Origin of the sequence: Christensenella hongkongensis, from assembly GCF_000981035.1 — a bacterium.
Lineage (GTDB): Bacteria > Bacillota > Clostridia > Christensenellales > Christensenellaceae > Christensenella > Christensenella hongkongensis.
Window position 1 is genome coordinate 36523 of sequence record NZ_LAYJ01000123.1, and the last position, 15929, is coordinate 52451.

Here is a 15929-nt window from a genome sequence, read left to right on the forward strand (position 1 = left end):
CGATTCATTCAAACTGGTTCGTCATGCGCTTAAGTTCCTCGAGCTTTTCAAGCGCTGCGCCGCTGTCAATCGACATTGCCGCTTTTTCGATCCCATCACCTGCATTTTCCGCTACGCCCGCGACTACAAGCGCGCACGCCGCATTGAGCAGGACAATGTTTCTGCGCGCGCCCCTGTCTTTTCCGCTGAGCACATCAAGGGTGATCTGCGCGTTTTCCTTTGCAGTCCCGCCGACGACCTCCGAAAGGTCTGTAAGCTCCATTCCATAATCGCGCGGATCCAATTCATATTTAATCAGTTTCGCGTCTTTTATCTCACAAATTTTTGTTTTATCTGAAATTGTGACTTCGTCAAGCCCGTCGTTTCCGTGCACGACCATCGCCCCTTTTACCCCAAGATTACGCAGCACCATCGCCATTGGCTCCATGAGTGCTTCGTCGTATACGCCGATCAGCATATACTGTGTAAACGCAGGATTCGCGAGCGGCCCTAAGATATTGAACACGCTGCGTACGCCGATCTGCTTGCGCGGCATGGCGGCAAACTTCATGGAGCCATGGAACTTCTGCGCGAACAGGAAGGACAGCCCGCACGTTTCAAGGCACTCGCTTGCCTGCCCCGGCGTCATACCGATTTTTACTCCCAGGGCCTCCAGCACATCCGCGCTGCCGCTTTTGCTGGATACGCTCCTGTTCCCGTGCTTTGCCACCGGAAGCCCGCAGCCAGCTACCACAAACGCCGCCGTGGTGGAAATATTAAACGTATTTGCAAGGTCTCCGCCCGTACCTACGATATCGATCGCCACCGCGCTGTGCGGCATTACCGCAGCCTTATTCCGCATTACGCGGGCAAAGCCCGTAATCTCGTCCGTGGTCTCCCCTTTCATACGCAGGGCGGTAATAAACGAGCCGATCTGCGCGTCCGTCGCCCCGCCGCTCATGATGCAGTCCATCGCCTCGTAAGCTTCCTCCTGCGAGAGGTTCGCGCCTTCGATCACCTTAAAAATATACGGTTTCAAAATATTACGCTGCTCGGGCGGGAGAAGCTCCTCGTCATAATCAAGCGGTGTGATCTTCATTCCGGCAACGCGCGAAAGAAAATTCTCTATCAGCTTTTCGCCGCATTTGGTAAGGATCGACTCCGGGTGGAACTGTACGCCGTAGGTTGGATGCTCGTTGTGCCGTATCCCCATCACCTGCCCCGCTTCATCCCTCGCCGTAACGACAAGGCTTTCCGGCAGCGGCTCCTGCGCGATCAGCGAGTGGTAGCGCGCCACCTCTATTTCATCCGACATACCGTAGTAAAGCGGGTTGTGTTCCGTAATACGCACCATGCTCGCCTTCCCGTGCATCAGCTGCTTTGCGTGCACAATTTTCCCGCCAAACGCCTGCGCAATGGCCTGATGCCCAAGGCACACGCCGAGGATCGGCACCCTTCCGCTGAAAGCCCGCACCGCCGGGGCCGATATCCCCGCAGAATCCGGATAGCCCGGCCCGGGCGATATCACGATCGCTTCCGGCTTCAGCGCTTCAATCTCATCCAGCGTAATCTCGTCGTTGCGTACAACCTTCACATCAGCGTACAACTGGCCGATGCCCTGGTATAAATTATAGGTAAAGGAATCGTAGTTATCGATCAATAATATCATAATTCCGCCGCCTCCCTGATTGCGTTCACCGCGCCAAGCGCTTTATTCTCCGTCTCCCTGAATTCCTTTTCCGGTTCGGAATCCGCCACAATGCCTGCGCCCGCCTGTACGTAAGCCTTATTATTTTTGAACAGAATCGTACGGATTGCAATGCAGGTATCGATGTTGCCGTCAAAGCCGAGGTACCCTACCGTGCCGCCGTAAAGCCCGCGCCTTTTGTTTTCAAGCTCGTCAATAATCTCCATCGCGCGCACCTTGGGCGCACCGGAAAGCGTGCCGGCCGGCAGTACGGACATCAGCGCGTCCACCGCGGTGATGTCCTCGCGCAGTATTCCCTTTACGTCGCTCATAATGTGCATCACCTTGGAATATTTTTCCACCTGCATAAATTTTGTCACTTCCACCGTACCGAATTTGCTGACCTTTCCCACGTCGTTCCTGCCAAGATCCACAAGCATCGTGTGCTCCGCGCGCTCCTTGGGATCGGAAAGGAGCACCTGCTCAAGTCTCTCGTCCTCTTCCTCCGTCTTCCCGCGCACGATGGTTCCCGCAAGCGGTTTGGTCGTCACAATGCCCTTTGTTACGTTCACCAGCATTTCCGGCGACGCGCCCGCGATGCTGTAATCCTTCAGCTTGAAATAAAACAGGTAAGGCGACGGGTTCGCCGCGCGCAGCACACGGTATACGTCAAACGGATCCGGCGGATTTTCCACTTCAAACCGCTGTGAAAGCACCACCTGGAAGATATCGCCGTTGCGGATATATTCCTTTGCGGTCTTCACGTTTTCCATGTACCGCTCTTTTGATATATTGGAGCATACGCTGATCTCTCCCTTGTGCGGCGTGCGCTGCACAGGCATGAAGGAATTGATCTTTTTTGCAATCTGCTCAGCACGCTGCCCGCATGCTTCATACTGCCGTGCAATGTCGCCGTCCTTATAGATGTTAAGGATAATCACCGCTTTATTGGAGAGATGGTCGAACGCCACAATTTCGTCATACATCATCAGGTGGCAGTCCGGCATATCGAGGTCGTCTTCCGGCGGGTTCACCAGCGTTTTTTCCATGTAACGCACTGTATCATAGCCAAAATACCCGATCAGGCCACCCGTCATTTTCGGCCTGTTTGGGAAGACCGGCGATTTGTAGCGGTCCATGATGCCCGACAAAAACGTGATCGGATTTTTAATCTCAGTCTCCCGTTCCTCTTTTCCCTCACGCGTGACAGCCCTGCCGTTTTTGATCCTGATCTCCATTTTTGGATGGATTCCGATAAAGGAATAACGCCCCCATTGCTGCGAATTATCCACACTTTCCAATATAAAGCAATTTTCCTCGTCCTGTTTCAGCGAGTGAAAAATATTGATCGGCGTACAGCTGTCCGAGAGTATTTCATAAAAAACCGGCACGACGTCGTATTCGTCCAAATATGCTTCTGTTTCTTTTCTGTCGGGATATAGCATTGGTTTCGTTCTCCTTTTCTGTTTGGTCGGTCTGTTCGCAAAATTGTGCGGCGGCCTGCACAGGCATTGCCTTCCCCGCACCGCATAGCGCACCTTCGGTGCTTCACAAAAGAAACTGTGCTTCTCTCGCGGGCTCTCATTGCCAGAGGATGTTTTGCGCCGGTTTCCACCTCGCAAAACGAATTGATTCCTGGCGATCTCAGGAACGCTTTTATTGTTCCGTACGCCGCTCTGCTTGCGGATGCGAAGCAGAGAGTAACAACAGTGAGCACCCTCCGGAAGAACTCGTCAGGCAATATCCTGGTACAGGCTGTCCGGGCGTTTTTCCAATAAAAAAAGCTTCTCCTCCCGCTAAGGGACGAAAAGCTCGTGGTACCACCCAAATTCCGGATTAATAAAAATCCGCTCGTTTCCAGATACGGCGCAAAGCGCTTATATCCTTTCCTTTAACGCAGGAATTACGGCGAAGTATACTCGGCTTAAAGCCTTTCCCCCTGCTCCTCACAGATCCATTCACTGTCAGCGTATGTACGGGCATCACACCAACCGCCCGCTCTCTTGACACCGTGTTGCCAGCTACTTACTTCTGTTCTACGGATTTCCTATTGATTTAGATTTATTATAAATCCCTCATTTTTTCCTGTCAATAGTTTTCTCACTCTTTATTCTTAAGCAGCTGCGCAGCCTGTAAACCTGTTTTTTCCGCAAATCCTCAAAAGTTAACCTTTTCTTAACGTTACGTTTGCTATATTGGTGTTACCTGTTATATAGGTGTATGATTATCATAAACAGCAAAGGAACGATTGAAATGAAGTTATTGATTATAGAAGACGAAGAGGATCTTGCAAACGCGCTTGCCGCAGGATTTCGCAAAAAGGATTATATTGTGGATATTGCGACGGACGGACTGGACGGGCTGGAGCTTGCGTTCATCAACAATTACGACCTTATTATCCTCGACCTCAACCTGCCCGGCATGGACGGGCTGGAAATTTTAGAGAAAGTACGCGAGTATGACCTGAAGCAAAAGGTGCTGATCCTTTCCGCGCGCAGCGATTACGGCCAGCGCATTGAGGGACTGGATCTTGGCGCGAATGATTACCTTGTGAAGCCGTTTGATTTCGGCGAGCTGGAGGCGCGGGTTCGTTCCCTTTTGCGCCGCAGCTTCACACAAAACAATGTCGTGCTGTCTTTTGACAGGTTCCGGCTGGATACATGCGCGCACCGGCTTTCTACCGACGCGGACGAACCGGTTGACCTCACCCCAAAAGAATATGCCATATTGGAATACCTGCTTTTAAACCGCGGCAAGGCCATCAGCGCCGAAGAGCTCATCGAGCACATATGGGCGAGTGACAACGACCTGTTTTCCAATGCCATCAAGGTGCACATCAGCGCGCTCCGCAAAAAGCTGGCGGCGCATACCGATAAAGAGCTGATTACAAACCTGCGCGGTGCGGGCTACTGCATCAGGAAGCCCGTGCAGGATATCGCTTCCAGGCTGAACCGGAACAAATTTTGAAACGGAGGAACCAAGGTTGAAAAAAATGTCGCTGCGGATGCGGCTCACACTGTTTACAATCCTGCTGCTCACTTGCGTTGCGATTGTTTTCACATTGTCGTCCATGTACAACGCAAATCTTTCTTTTGTCGTCCCTTATATCACATACAGCGCTGCGATAAAAGACCAGGACCTTCCAGTCCCGCCGGACGGTCAATCGCAGGAGGCGCTCCCCGAGGCGGCTATATCGTCTTCCACTTCCACTGAAGCTTCTTTTCCGGGCGGCGCCTATCAACCGCCGGACGAATCCACCATGGACTTTGACCAAAGCGTATCGATGATCACGGCTTCCGCTTCGCGGTTTAATAACACGAGCCTGTTTATTATGCTCGGCGTAATCGCAGGAGGCGGCCTGCTCACTTATTTTCTACTGGGGCGGGCGCTTGCGCCTGTAAGGGAGCTGAGCAAAGAGATACAGGGCATCACCGAAAACGAGCTGTCGGAACGCGTGGCGGAGTCTGACCGGAACGACGAGATCGGGCAGCTGGCACGTTCATTTAACACCATGCTTGAGCGGCTCGACAAAGCCTTTTCCGACCAAAAGCGATTTTCATCGGATGCTGCCCACGAACTAAAGACGCCCCTTGCCGCAATCAAGACCAACATTGACGTATTGCAGCTTGACGATGATCCAACCTCCTCGGAATACAAAGAGACAATCGAGGTTGTGAAAAAGCAAACCGGACGAATGATCCGTCTGGTGGACGACCTCTTTACCATGTCCGCGCAGCGCGATTATGATTTCAACGACACCATATTCTTTGACGATATGTTTCACGATATCATCAGCCAATTAAAGCCGCGCATCGTGGAAAAAACCTGTCCGTTGATANAGCCGGCTGTAACCATACCACAAAGGGCAACTGCGTCATGCTCACCCGCGCGTTTTCCAACCTGATCGAAAACGCCATCAAATATAATATAGACGGCGGCAGCATCGACGTATCCATGGCGCAGGACGGACATCGTTATATCATCAAGGTTGCGGACAGCGGTATCGGTATCCCTGAGGAAAAGCAAAAACACATCTTCAAGCCCTTCTACCGCGCGGATCATTCACGTTCGCGCAAGGCGGGCGGCGCAGGACTTGGGCTTGCAATCGCGAAGGATATTATCGACAGGCACGGCGGCACGGTGGACGTATCCTCCGCAGAAAAAGGCGGCAGTCTATTTACTGTTACGCTTCCCGTACTGCGCGAGGAACAGGAATAAAAGCCTAACCGGGCAAACGTCAAAAGCATTCGGATTGTTCCGGATGCTTTTTATATGCGGATTGCGATGCGTTTTCCCTGCGCGCCTGTATTCGCGGACATGATTTGTTTACGATTCGCCTCCTTCCCTTAACCATTTCTTAATCCTCCCTGCTGTATGATAAGCAAAGAAAAGCTTTTGGAGGATAGCATGAAAGTAAAGAAACCATCTAAAAAAATGATCGTTGCACTGGCAATCGTCATCGCCGGGATCAGTATCGCCAGTTACTTCGGCGTAACGAACGCCGCCGGCAGCGACCTGCCGGAGACCATACTACGCGAATATCCCGTTACCCGCGGCGATATCACCGCCGGCGTCAGCGGACAGGGCGTGCTGCATTACGACTCCACGCCACAGAATTTCAGCGACGTCGTCACCATCGGCGAAGCCCTGGTAAAGGCCGGGCAGACCGTCAAAGCGGGCGACAAGCTCGCTGTGGCGGACGAGAAAAAATTAAACGAAGCCGTAGAAGCTGCGCAAAGCGAGCTTGAAAAAGCCCGCATTGCTTTGAAGCAGGCAAAAAGCGCAAAAACGTTGGGCGAACTCAATGTACAAAAAGAGGCAGCCTCACAGGACGCAGGCAGCGCGGAAGCGGATGGTCAGCTCACGCAGGCCAAAAACGCAGTCGATTCTCTCCAGCAAAAGGTCGATTCTCTGACCTCACAGGTCGGTGAGCTTGACGCGCAGATAGCCGCCCTTCCCGAGGGCGATCCGCAGTCCGCAGAGCTCAATGCCAGACACGAAGCCCTCTTAACAGAGCTTGAAGCTGCCAGACAGGAGCTTGAAAGCGCGCAGCAAAACCGCTCTTCTCTGGAAGACGCAAAAAGCAGGCAGGAGGAAGCGCAGGCCAAAAATGAGGCGATCGACAAAAAGATCGCCGGCGCCAATTCCGGCAGCCTCAGCAGCGCCATTGACCTCGCCCAGCTCGATGTGGACGCCGCGCAAAAGAAGGTCGACCAACTGCAACAAATCAAGGACGATCCCTACCTTTACGCAAGTACGGACGGCGTTGTCCTTTCCCTCGACGCGGCGGCGGGTGCTGAGACAAAGCCTGAATCCCCTGTCGCCGTCATCGGCGATCCCAATGCGAAAACAGTCGTTGTTCCCATCTCACAGTCTGATATCGGCAAAATCGAGGAGGGGCAGGCTGTGGAATTTACGCTGGATGCGTTCGGCGACCAGAAATTCACCGGCAAGGTTCTCTCGCGCAACCTTGTCCCGATCAAGGACAGCAATCCCATTTCCTATAACGTCACAATTACCGTCGATCCAAACGAGGCGGAAATGCTGGACGGCATGAGCGCCAACGCAACCATCGTCTTAAAGCAGCAAAAAGACGTATTGCAGCTTTCCAACAAGGCTATCTTTGTCCACGAGGGCAAACAATACGTTAAGATGAAAAACGACGACGGTACCCTGCGCGACGTGGAAATCCAAACGGGATTTTCAGACGGCAAGGTAAGCGAGATCACCGGCGGCCTTTCCGAGGGCGACACCGTTGTCGTGGAAGGTTGACATTATGAGACTGATTGAAACGCTGCGCATCGTGTGGATCAACCTGATGCAGAACAAATTCAAGGTGCTGTTAACGTCCCTTGGGATCATTGTGGGCGCGGTCACCATCGTTATGGTCATTGCCATCGGCAAAGGCGGCGAAGCAGAAATCGCCGGACAGTTCAAAGGCCTTTCCGCAGAAACCATCTATGTCAATCCTGATTACGGCAAGATGTTTGGTTCGGATATGGATATGTCCGCAATCCCCAAGCTGACGCTTGAAAATATGCAGCAAATGCTTGACGAAAACAGCTATTTGCAGGATATCACCCTGCGCGCCAGCTATTATGCCGAAGCCGTCATTAATGGCCAAAAAGCATCCTCGCAAATAACGGGCGTGCTCGAAAATTATGAAAAGATCAATAGCCTTGCTGTCGCGCAGGGCGTAAACATCTCCGACGCAGACGTAGAAAACGAGGCCCGCGTAGCCGTCATCGGCGACGGACTGGCGCAAAAGTATTTCAAAGGCCCGGAGGACGCAATCGGCAAATCCATCAAGGTCGGCGAGCAGCAATACAAAATCATCGGCGTTTTGGAACGCAAAGGCGACGGCATGCAGGGCGTAAATCCGGACGATACCATCTTTATCCCCTTTTCTACGGGCGAGCGCTTTTTGGGGGACGATTACACCATTCCCCAGATCGTCGCCATGGCGGATAATATAGGCCATGTGCAGGCTGCCATGAAGCAAATGCAGGGCACGCTCGACTATATTCTGGAGGACGGCAGCGCCTATATGCTCGAGGATGCGGGCAGCCGTATAGACGCGGCCATGGAATCCGCCCGCACCATGAACGTGCTCTTGATCTCCGTGGCAACCATCGTGTTTATCGTCGGCGGCATCGGAATTATGAACGTGCTTTTCGTATCGGTCAAAGAGCGCACCAGAGAGATTGGCATTCTAAAGGCGCTCGGCAGCTCCAAAAAGGATATCATGACGCAGTTCCTGTTGGAATCCGTTATCATCAGTTTGTTCGGCGGGCTTGTGGGCGTGGCCTTATCCTATGCCTGCATGCCGCTGATGGACTACACCGACATCCCCGTGCTGCCATCGATAGACGGGCAGGTCATCGCGCTGCTGTTTGCGGTGGTGACGGGTACCCTGTTCGGTTTTTACCCCGCATACAAAGCGTCCCGTTTAAAACCGATCGACGCTTTGAATTATGAATGAACAACCATGAAAGGAAAACAAAAAACATGAAAAAGATTCTTATGGTGGCCCTCTCGGCCATGTTGCTCCTCTCCCTCGCAGCGTGCTCCGCGCCCGCTGCGCCGGAAGCTTCCGGCATTTCCTCCGAAAGCAGCGCCCCCGCAGAGGGCGAGGCTTCCCCCTCCGAAGGCGCCGACGGCACGAACGCCCAGACTGTAACGCCCCTGTACGGTAAGGTCAAATCCCTTGTGGGCAACAGCCTGACGCTCGACCTCGCCAAACAGCCGGAGGGCGGCGATGCGTCGACGGTCATACCGGATGGCGCGGTGCCGGATACCGGCGGCGCACCTGCGGACGAATACGAAGCGTCTATAGGCAGCAGCAAAAGCGTCACCGTTACCGGCGGCGACGAAGAGGGCGGAAGCGAAGGAGAAGGTGGCGAGGCACATATCGGCTACTTTTCCGAAGACTCAAACGGCAACATGATCCAGGTAAATCCGGAGGACATGCCCAAATTGGAGCTGGAATACACGGGAGAAACAAAGGAACTTACCATTCCCGCAGGCCTGAAGATTTACGACTCTATAGGCAAGGAGATCAAAATGTCCGACTTAAAAGAGGGTAATGTGCTGATGGTGATGCAGGGCGAGGACGGCTCTATCGAGTCCATCATCGTCATGGAGTAGGCAATGGAACGCTTTTTGACGGTTGAGAATGTAAATAAATCCTATAAGGTCGGCGAAGAGAGCCTGCATGTTTTAAAGGATATCACACTTTGTGTGGAACGGGGCGAGTACCTGACGGTGCTCGGTCCGTCCGGCAGTGGTAAATCAACGCTGATGAATATCCTTGGATGTATGGATACGCTCGACTCCGGAACCTATTTTCTGGATGGCGAGGCCGTGCACGAGCAAGGCGACAACGAGCTTACCCTGCTCCGCAACAGGAAGATCGGTTTTATCTTCCAGAAATACCATCTGGTGCCGCAGTATACCTCATTGCAAAATGTAATTATGCCTCTTTTGCTGCGCGGCTACGCACGCGCGCAGGCAATCGAGGAAGCAGAGGAAAGCATTCGGCTCGTAGGGCTTACAGACAGGATCAGGCATCGTCCGAGCGAACTTTCGGGCGGACAGCAGCAACGCGTAGCAATCGCGCGGGCACTTGTTACAAAGCCCGCCCTGCTCCTTGCCGACGAGCCAACCGGCGCCCTTGACTCCACAACCGGAAAGGAAATACTGAAACTGTTCTGCGAGCTGAATGACGCGGGAAATACGATCGTCATGATCAGCCATGATATTTCCGTGGCACAGGCGAGTAAACGCATCATAACAATCAGCGACGGACGTGTCAGCGAATAAGCGTCTGTGATACTATTGCATCTGTAAGGGAGCGCCTTTGGCGCTCCCTTTTCATATGTTTTGTTTCTGGATTTTCTTCCGAAAATATGATATATTTGTAGCAAATTGAAAGAAAAGGGTAAACTTTAGGCGATGAGTAAAAAGGAAGAGGTATGCGCCCTGCTCGATGAAAAGGGCGTCGCTTATAAAATTGTGGAGCACGAGGCCGCCTTTACTATTGAGGATATGGAGCGGCTCGGAGTGTGCAGCCACGGAAACGTCTGTAAAAACCTGTTTTTGCGCGACGGAAAAGGCAAGCGGCATTTTTTGGTGTGTATCCATAAAGACAAAACGGCTGATCTCAAAAAGCTGGGCGAAAAAATTGGCGCGCGGCTTAGCTTTGCATCTGAGGAACGCCTTGCCAGATATTTAAACCTCACCAAAGGCTCCGTCACGCCGCTTGGCGTACTTTATGACAAAAGCGCGGCTGTCGAGGTGATCTTTGACAGTGATTTCAAGAACGAAAAAAACATCGGCGTGCATCCATGCGAAAATACGGCTACCCTGTTCCTTGATTTTTCAGATTTGGAGTCTCTTGTCAGGGAACATGGCAACAGCGTCGCTTACCTCAGCCTGTAAGCGGCGGTTATATGCTCTGCGGCAAGACGGCAAAAGCGGATTCAGAATATTGTCACGATGCCTATTGTATGAAAACGCCTTTGCGCACGCAATAAGCAGGCTTTCAATGCAATGGGACGACCTGACGCAAAACACAGCAAAGGAATTTTATTATGGAAGAACTGGTTACCTGCCCAAAATGCGGAAACGAATTTTCATTTGAACGTATCCCTGTGATCGATGTAAAAAAGCATCCTGTCCTAAAGCAACAGGCGCTGGATCTGTCCCTTTTTCGTGTGAAATGCGGTGAATGCGGGGCAGATTTGATGTTTCCCTATCCCTGCTTTTACCACGATCCTGATAAAAAAATAATGATCCGGCTTATTCCGGATCAATTTACGGTATACGACCTTCCTGCCGCACCCGTCCACAACGAAGACGAGGATACCCTGCGCGACGTACGTTCGATCCATAGCCTCCGTGAAAAAATACTCATCTTTGACCGCAGCATGGACGACCGTGCAATCGAGCTTTTAAAAATACTGACCGTCCAGCAAAATCCGGAACGCTTTGACGCGCACGATCCGGACGTGCTTCTTCTTGCGGATACAAGCGAGGATGCACTCAGCTTTTTTGCGCTCGCAAAGGATGGAAATGATTTTATACTGAAAACGCCTTTGGGCCTCTATGAGCAGATGCTCGGCGAGCTGGACCGGCTCGCCATCGACCGCCCATCATGCTTTCAGTTTGTAGATAATGAATGGATTCTGGAGCAATTCCGTAAAAAGCAGCAATCTTAAAGCCAGCCTGCGGGTTGCGCTTTACTGTCTCTTACCCGTCAATCCTTGTGCTGCTGTACGGAGTCCACTCCATTTCGTCCCCCATACCATGTGCATACAGGCAGGCCTGGTTCCTGCCTTTTTTCTTGGCCTCGTAAAGGGCGATATCTGCCTTCTGGTAAAGCTCTTCAAAGCTTTCCCCATCCTCCGGCCACAGTGCGGCGCCCACGCTGCACGTCACGTTTGCATAAATTCCGTTGTTTTCAAATTCGCTTTCAAACAGCGCTGTGCAGATTGCACGCGCCCTTTTCTCTGTCTCCTGCGCGTCCCGGATGGATTTTACAAAGACGATAAACTCGTCTCCTCCTATCCGGCCCACAATATCATCCCTGCGGAAAAGCTTTGATATCCTGCCCGCAGCTTCCGCAAGCACATGATCTCCAAAAAGATGCCCGTAATGGTCGTTTACATTTTTAAACAGGTCGATATCAATCACCAAAAGCGCCTTGGGAGTTTGATCCGGCGGTTCCGCCAGAAATGAGCGGATTTTCGTTTCAATGCCTCCCCTGTTGAAAAGGCCCGTAAGGGTATCGCGCTCCAGCTGGTCGCGCAAGAGCTCCTCGCGCCGCTTTTGCTCCTCTACATCTTCAAGGATTCCAATCGCACGTACCGCTTTGCCTTCGTCGTCGTAAATGTTGGTGAGCGTGATTTTTCTCCACAGGTAGCGCCCCTTCACGAGACGCGTCCTGACAACGCACGACGCAGATTGCGCCCCCTCGCGTATCTTCCGGTACATCTCCAAAAACGGCTCCACGGTATCCGGATGGATCGTCCTGTTTTCCACCAGCGAATCCGGCACATTTTCCATATGGTTGGGTATTCCATACATTTCCGCCGAACGGTACGCATGAATCATCACACGCGTTTGGATATTATAATCAAAAATCGTATTATCAGTCTGTGCAAGCGCAAGGCGAAACCGTTCTTCATTGATGCGGAGCTCTTCTTCTATCTTTTTGCGATCCGTAATATCCACAACAATGCAGTCCGCCATATCAAGCCCGTCCACACAAAGAAAATTCCCCTCGACAAGCGCCCAGCGCACCGAGCCGTCCCTGCACAAAATCCGGTGTTCGGAACGAAAGCCGCCGCGTCCCGCCTCTTTTGCGTCCCAGACCGTTTTATTGACCAACTGCAGATCCTCTGGCATAATCATGCCGATCATGCTGTTTTGCAGCTCACGTTCTATTTGCTCAGGCGTTCTCTGGTACATAGCGTAAAAACGTTCATTGCCAAAAACCAGGGTAAAAAATTCATCCATCAAAATCCGGCAGACTCCAACCGGCAAATTTTTGATCATACCCGTTGAATCGATATTCGTTTTTCCCTTTAAAACCACAGCCGGCCTTTGCGCCGCGCTGCCTGTGATATTCTTTTCCTTCACTGCTGGATTTCGACCTTCCGTTTTATCGCAGTTTATCAAATGAATGCGTAAGCAACATTTGCAGGAAACTGCTACCCTCAAGAGAACCCCACTTGCCTTTTCGGGCCGATTCACCTCGTACAACATGCGTTAATTGCATTCGCGGCGCTATGTGATTCGTTTCATTTATTTGCTGTAAAAAACTGTAAAAATGCAAGCTCCATATCATACCTTTTTAGAATTATATTGTAACAGGATAAACGCCATTCGTCTATGGTTGCCATCCTTAAATTTTTGCTGCCCGCAGGCGTGCGGGCAGCAAATCCCGTGCCATTCGAACTATTCTCTTTTGCGTTTTTTTACCGTACGCTTCACAAGCCCCGCAAGCTCAGCCGCAAGAATAACGGTAAATGCGATTGCAATAATCTTAAGCCACATTTCAAGCGGAAGCGGCACCGTATTAAACAGCGCCCCGCCAAACTGCGTAATCAGGACCTGAAGCGAAAATGTTACCGCGAATACAAGCAGCATCAGCTTGTTGTTGCCGATATTGCGGAACATACTCCCATCGCCCAGCTCACGGCTGTTAAACGCGTTAAAGAGCTGGAACACCACAAACAGCGTGAAGAGAACGGTGGGTTCCTGTACGGCGCTAGCCCCCATAAAATTCCACGTATGCTGGCACAGGAACACAATCGAGATAAAAATACCGTTAAAAAGAATCCGCGAAAGCATACTCCTCGTTACGATACTCGAATCCCTGCGGGTTGGCTTTCTGTCCATAAGGTCCCCGCGGATCGGTTCCAGCCCAAGCGTAAGGGCCGGAGGACCGTCCATAATAATGTTGATCCACAACAGCTGCAATGCGGTAAACGGCGAGGCGAACCCCACGAGGATCGAGCAAAGCACCACAATGACAGAAGACAGGTTTACCGTCAACTGGAACTGGATAAACCGTTGAAAATTCTCGTATATCCCGCGGCCCCATTGCACCGCTTTTACAATCGTAGAAAAAGAATCGTCAAGCAGCACGATATCGCTGGCCTCCTTGGAAACCTCCGTTCCGGATATCCCCATTGCGATCCCTACGTCCGCATTTTTAATTGCAGGCGCGTCGTTGATGCCGTCCCCCGTAACCGCAACCACATTTCCCATTTTTTTAAGCGCGTTCACCACGCGCATCTTGACCACGGGCGTACTGCGGGCAATCACGCGGATTCCGGGCAGCATTTGCGCAAGCTCCTCGTCGGTTGCCTTTTCGAGCCTTCCCGCCTCAACGGCAATATGCCCATTATCCAGTATACCAAGGTCGTTTGCAATCGCCGTCGCAGTGACAATATTATCCCCTGTCAGCATCTTAAGGTCAATGCCCGCGCTCCTGCAATGCTTCACCGCGGCAAATACATCTTCGCGTAATGGATCTGTAATTGCGACAAAACCGTCGTAGACCATGTCGCTTTCGATCTTTTCCCTGTTGTCCTCATAACCGCACGGCGTCCCAATCTCCTTGTGTGCAAATGCAATCACCCGGCAGGCCTTCTCCTGGAATCCGGTGATTCCCGATTCTATCTCCTTTTTCAACGAATCGTCAATGCCGCACATCGCGAGTATCTTTTCCGGGCTGCCCTTTGTATAGGCTGTCTTAACCCCGTCCCTCACGACAATACTCGTCATATTCTTGGTCTCCGAGCTGAACGGGAAGGAAAACTCCGGCTCGTTTGCACAACGAATTTTCCTGTAGTCCCACCCGGCCTTGTACGCCGCCACCAGCAGCGCACATTCCGTTGGATTGCCGATAAATTTCATCGGTTCCTCTTCCAATGATATGTCTGCCGTGCTGTTAATACAGAAGTTAAACAGCAGATGCTCGTTTTGGAGTTCATCCGGTACGCACATTCCGCTTTCAAGGCCGATATCGGTCACAGTCATACGGTTTTCGGTCAGCGTGCCTGTTTTATCCGAGCAGATCACGTTGATACAGCCTACCGTTTCGCAGGCGATCATTTTCTTCACAAGCGCGTTCTGCTTTGCCATTTTGATGATGTTGATTGCAAGCGAGACCGCCACAATCGTGGGAAGCCCCTCCGGCACGGCCGCGACAATCAGAATGATGCTTGTAATAAAGGCTTCAGATATCGTGTCCAGGGACGCGGTTCCATTCGCAAGGAACGTAAACAGCTGGATCAGGAATACAATCCCTGCCGCAATCGCTCCGAGCAGCGTAATGAGCTTGCCAAGCTTCGCCATTTTTTCCTGAAGGGGCGTGCTCGATTTCTCTGTTGCGGATAATTCCCGTGCAATCTTCCCAAATTCCGTCCTGTCGCCCACGGCAGTCACTACCATCCTGCCGCTGCCGCTTGTAATAAAGCAGCCTGAATACAGCATATTCAAACGCTCTGCGACAGGCGTATCCTCTTTTTCTAGCACAACGTCGGCATCCTTTGCCGCCGGCTCGCTTTCGCCGGTGAGCGATGCTTCGTCCGCATGCAGGGCGCAGCTTTCAATAAGTCTACCGTCCGCAGAAATTTTGTCGCCTGTTTCCACACACACGATGTCTCCTACCACAATATCCTTTTGCAGGATCATCTGTACCTGTCCGCCGCGCACCACCTTCACCATGATATCTTCATTGATCCGGTTTAAGGCTTCGAATGCCTTCGCGCTTTTTCCTTCCATAATAACGGTAATCACAACCGACAGGAAAATCGCTACGAAAATGCCCACGCATTCGATAAAATCCGCTTCCCCACCTGTCACGGCGCGGATGATATTAACAATCAGCGCAATCGCTGCCGCCATGATCAGCATAATGATCATCGGCTCCGCCGCAGCCTGTGCAATACGCTTTCCAAGGGATAAGGGCTTTTCCCTCGTAAAGCTGTTCCTCCCATAGGTGCGCGCATTTTCCTCCACCTGTGCTTCGCTTAATCCGCAGGCTTCGTCTACTCCAAGCTCCTTTAGCGTTTCGTGTCCTGACTCCATGAACGCTTTCATTCCCAGACCTCCCAATGTTTTTTACAAACAAAAAACCCGTTGCGGCGCAAAAGCCGTACCGGGTCTTAAATCCAATAAAAAAGACCATGCACGCTCCTTTGCGAAGCAATACATGAGTCTCATTAATTAAGGCAAGCCAGACCGTCTC

The 15929-nt window shown here is 51.8% G+C and carries 13 protein-coding genes and 1 other annotated feature; of the genes, 9 read left to right on the top strand and 4 right to left on the bottom strand.

Annotated elements, in window-relative coordinates; translation table 11 throughout:
* Positions 1-4 precede the first annotated feature (4 nt).
* Both CHK_RS13320 and trpE read right to left on the bottom strand, forming a co-directional pair.
* On the bottom strand, positions 5-1648 hold the full coding sequence (locus tag CHK_RS13320) for a bifunctional anthranilate synthase component II/anthranilate phosphoribosyltransferase (RefSeq protein WP_046444570.1): 1644 nt from the start codon (positions 1646-1648) through the stop codon (positions 5-7).
* Positions 1645-3111 carry an anthranilate synthase component I gene (trpE, locus tag CHK_RS13325; RefSeq protein WP_046444571.1) on the bottom strand — a complete coding sequence of 489 codons (1467 nt, stop codon included), beginning with the start codon at positions 3109-3111 and terminating at the stop codon, positions 1645-1647. The genes CHK_RS13320 and trpE overlap by 4 nt, the downstream gene beginning before the upstream one ends.
* A gap of 351 nt (positions 3112-3462) precedes the next feature.
* Positions 3463-3714 (bottom strand) — a binding site (T-box leader).
* A gap of 205 nt (positions 3715-3919) precedes the next feature.
* Here trpE and CHK_RS13330 point away from each other — a divergent pair.
* From CHK_RS13330 to CHK_RS13365, 9 genes are all read left to right on the top strand, one after another.
* The gene (locus tag CHK_RS13330) at positions 3920-4633 is read left to right on the top strand and encodes a response regulator transcription factor (RefSeq protein ID WP_046444601.1); all 714 of its coding nucleotides are present in this window, start codon (positions 3920-3922) and stop codon (positions 4631-4633) included.
* 364 nt (positions 4634-4997) lie between these two features.
* Positions 4998-5570 carry a histidine kinase dimerization/phospho-acceptor domain-containing protein gene (locus tag CHK_RS17210; RefSeq protein WP_461949959.1) on the top strand — a complete coding sequence of 191 codons (573 nt, stop codon included), beginning with the start codon at positions 4998-5000 and terminating at the stop codon, positions 5568-5570.
* Positions 5543-5884 carry a sensor histidine kinase gene (locus CHK_RS15865; RefSeq protein WP_052740604.1) on the top strand — a complete coding sequence of 114 codons (342 nt, stop codon included), beginning with the start codon at positions 5543-5545 and terminating at the stop codon, positions 5882-5884. The genes CHK_RS17210 and CHK_RS15865 overlap by 28 nt, the downstream gene beginning before the upstream one ends.
* Before the next feature lie 189 nt (positions 5885-6073).
* Positions 6074-7438, top strand: coding sequence for an efflux RND transporter periplasmic adaptor subunit (locus CHK_RS13340; protein WP_046444572.1), 1365 nt, complete (start codon positions 6074-6076; stop codon positions 7436-7438).
* Positions 7439-7442: 4 nt separating this feature from the next.
* On the top strand, positions 7443-8648 hold the full coding sequence (locus tag CHK_RS13345; RefSeq protein ID WP_046444573.1) for an ABC transporter permease: 1206 nt from the start codon (positions 7443-7445) through the stop codon (positions 8646-8648).
* Positions 8649-8674: 26 nt separating this feature from the next.
* Positions 8675-9313: a hypothetical protein gene (locus tag CHK_RS13350; protein WP_046444574.1), complete on the top strand. Its 639-nt coding sequence runs from the start codon at positions 8675-8677 to the stop codon at positions 9311-9313.
* A 3-nt stretch (positions 9314-9316) separates the two neighbouring features.
* Positions 9317-9988, top strand: coding sequence for an ABC transporter ATP-binding protein (locus tag CHK_RS13355; RefSeq protein WP_046444575.1), 672 nt, complete (start codon positions 9317-9319; stop codon positions 9986-9988).
* Between the two features lie 132 nt (positions 9989-10120).
* Positions 10121-10606: a prolyl-tRNA synthetase associated domain-containing protein gene (locus tag CHK_RS13360; protein WP_046444576.1), complete on the top strand. Its 486-nt coding sequence runs from the start codon at positions 10121-10123 to the stop codon at positions 10604-10606.
* A gap of 152 nt (positions 10607-10758) precedes the next feature.
* Positions 10759-11385 carry a CpXC domain-containing protein gene (locus CHK_RS13365; RefSeq protein WP_046444577.1) on the top strand — a complete coding sequence of 209 codons (627 nt, stop codon included), beginning with the start codon at positions 10759-10761 and terminating at the stop codon, positions 11383-11385.
* A 31-nt stretch (positions 11386-11416) separates the two neighbouring features.
* Here CHK_RS13365 and CHK_RS13370 read toward each other — a convergent pair whose 3' ends face one another.
* Positions 11417-12808, bottom strand: a complete 1392-nt coding sequence (locus tag CHK_RS13370) for a sensor domain-containing diguanylate cyclase (RefSeq protein WP_046444578.1) — start codon at positions 12806-12808, stop codon at positions 11417-11419.
* 318 nt (positions 12809-13126) lie between these two features.
* Positions 13127-15781, bottom strand: a complete 2655-nt coding sequence (locus tag CHK_RS13375; protein WP_046444579.1) for a calcium-translocating P-type ATPase, PMCA-type — start codon at positions 15779-15781, stop codon at positions 13127-13129.
* Positions 15782-15929: the final 148 nt, after the last annotated feature.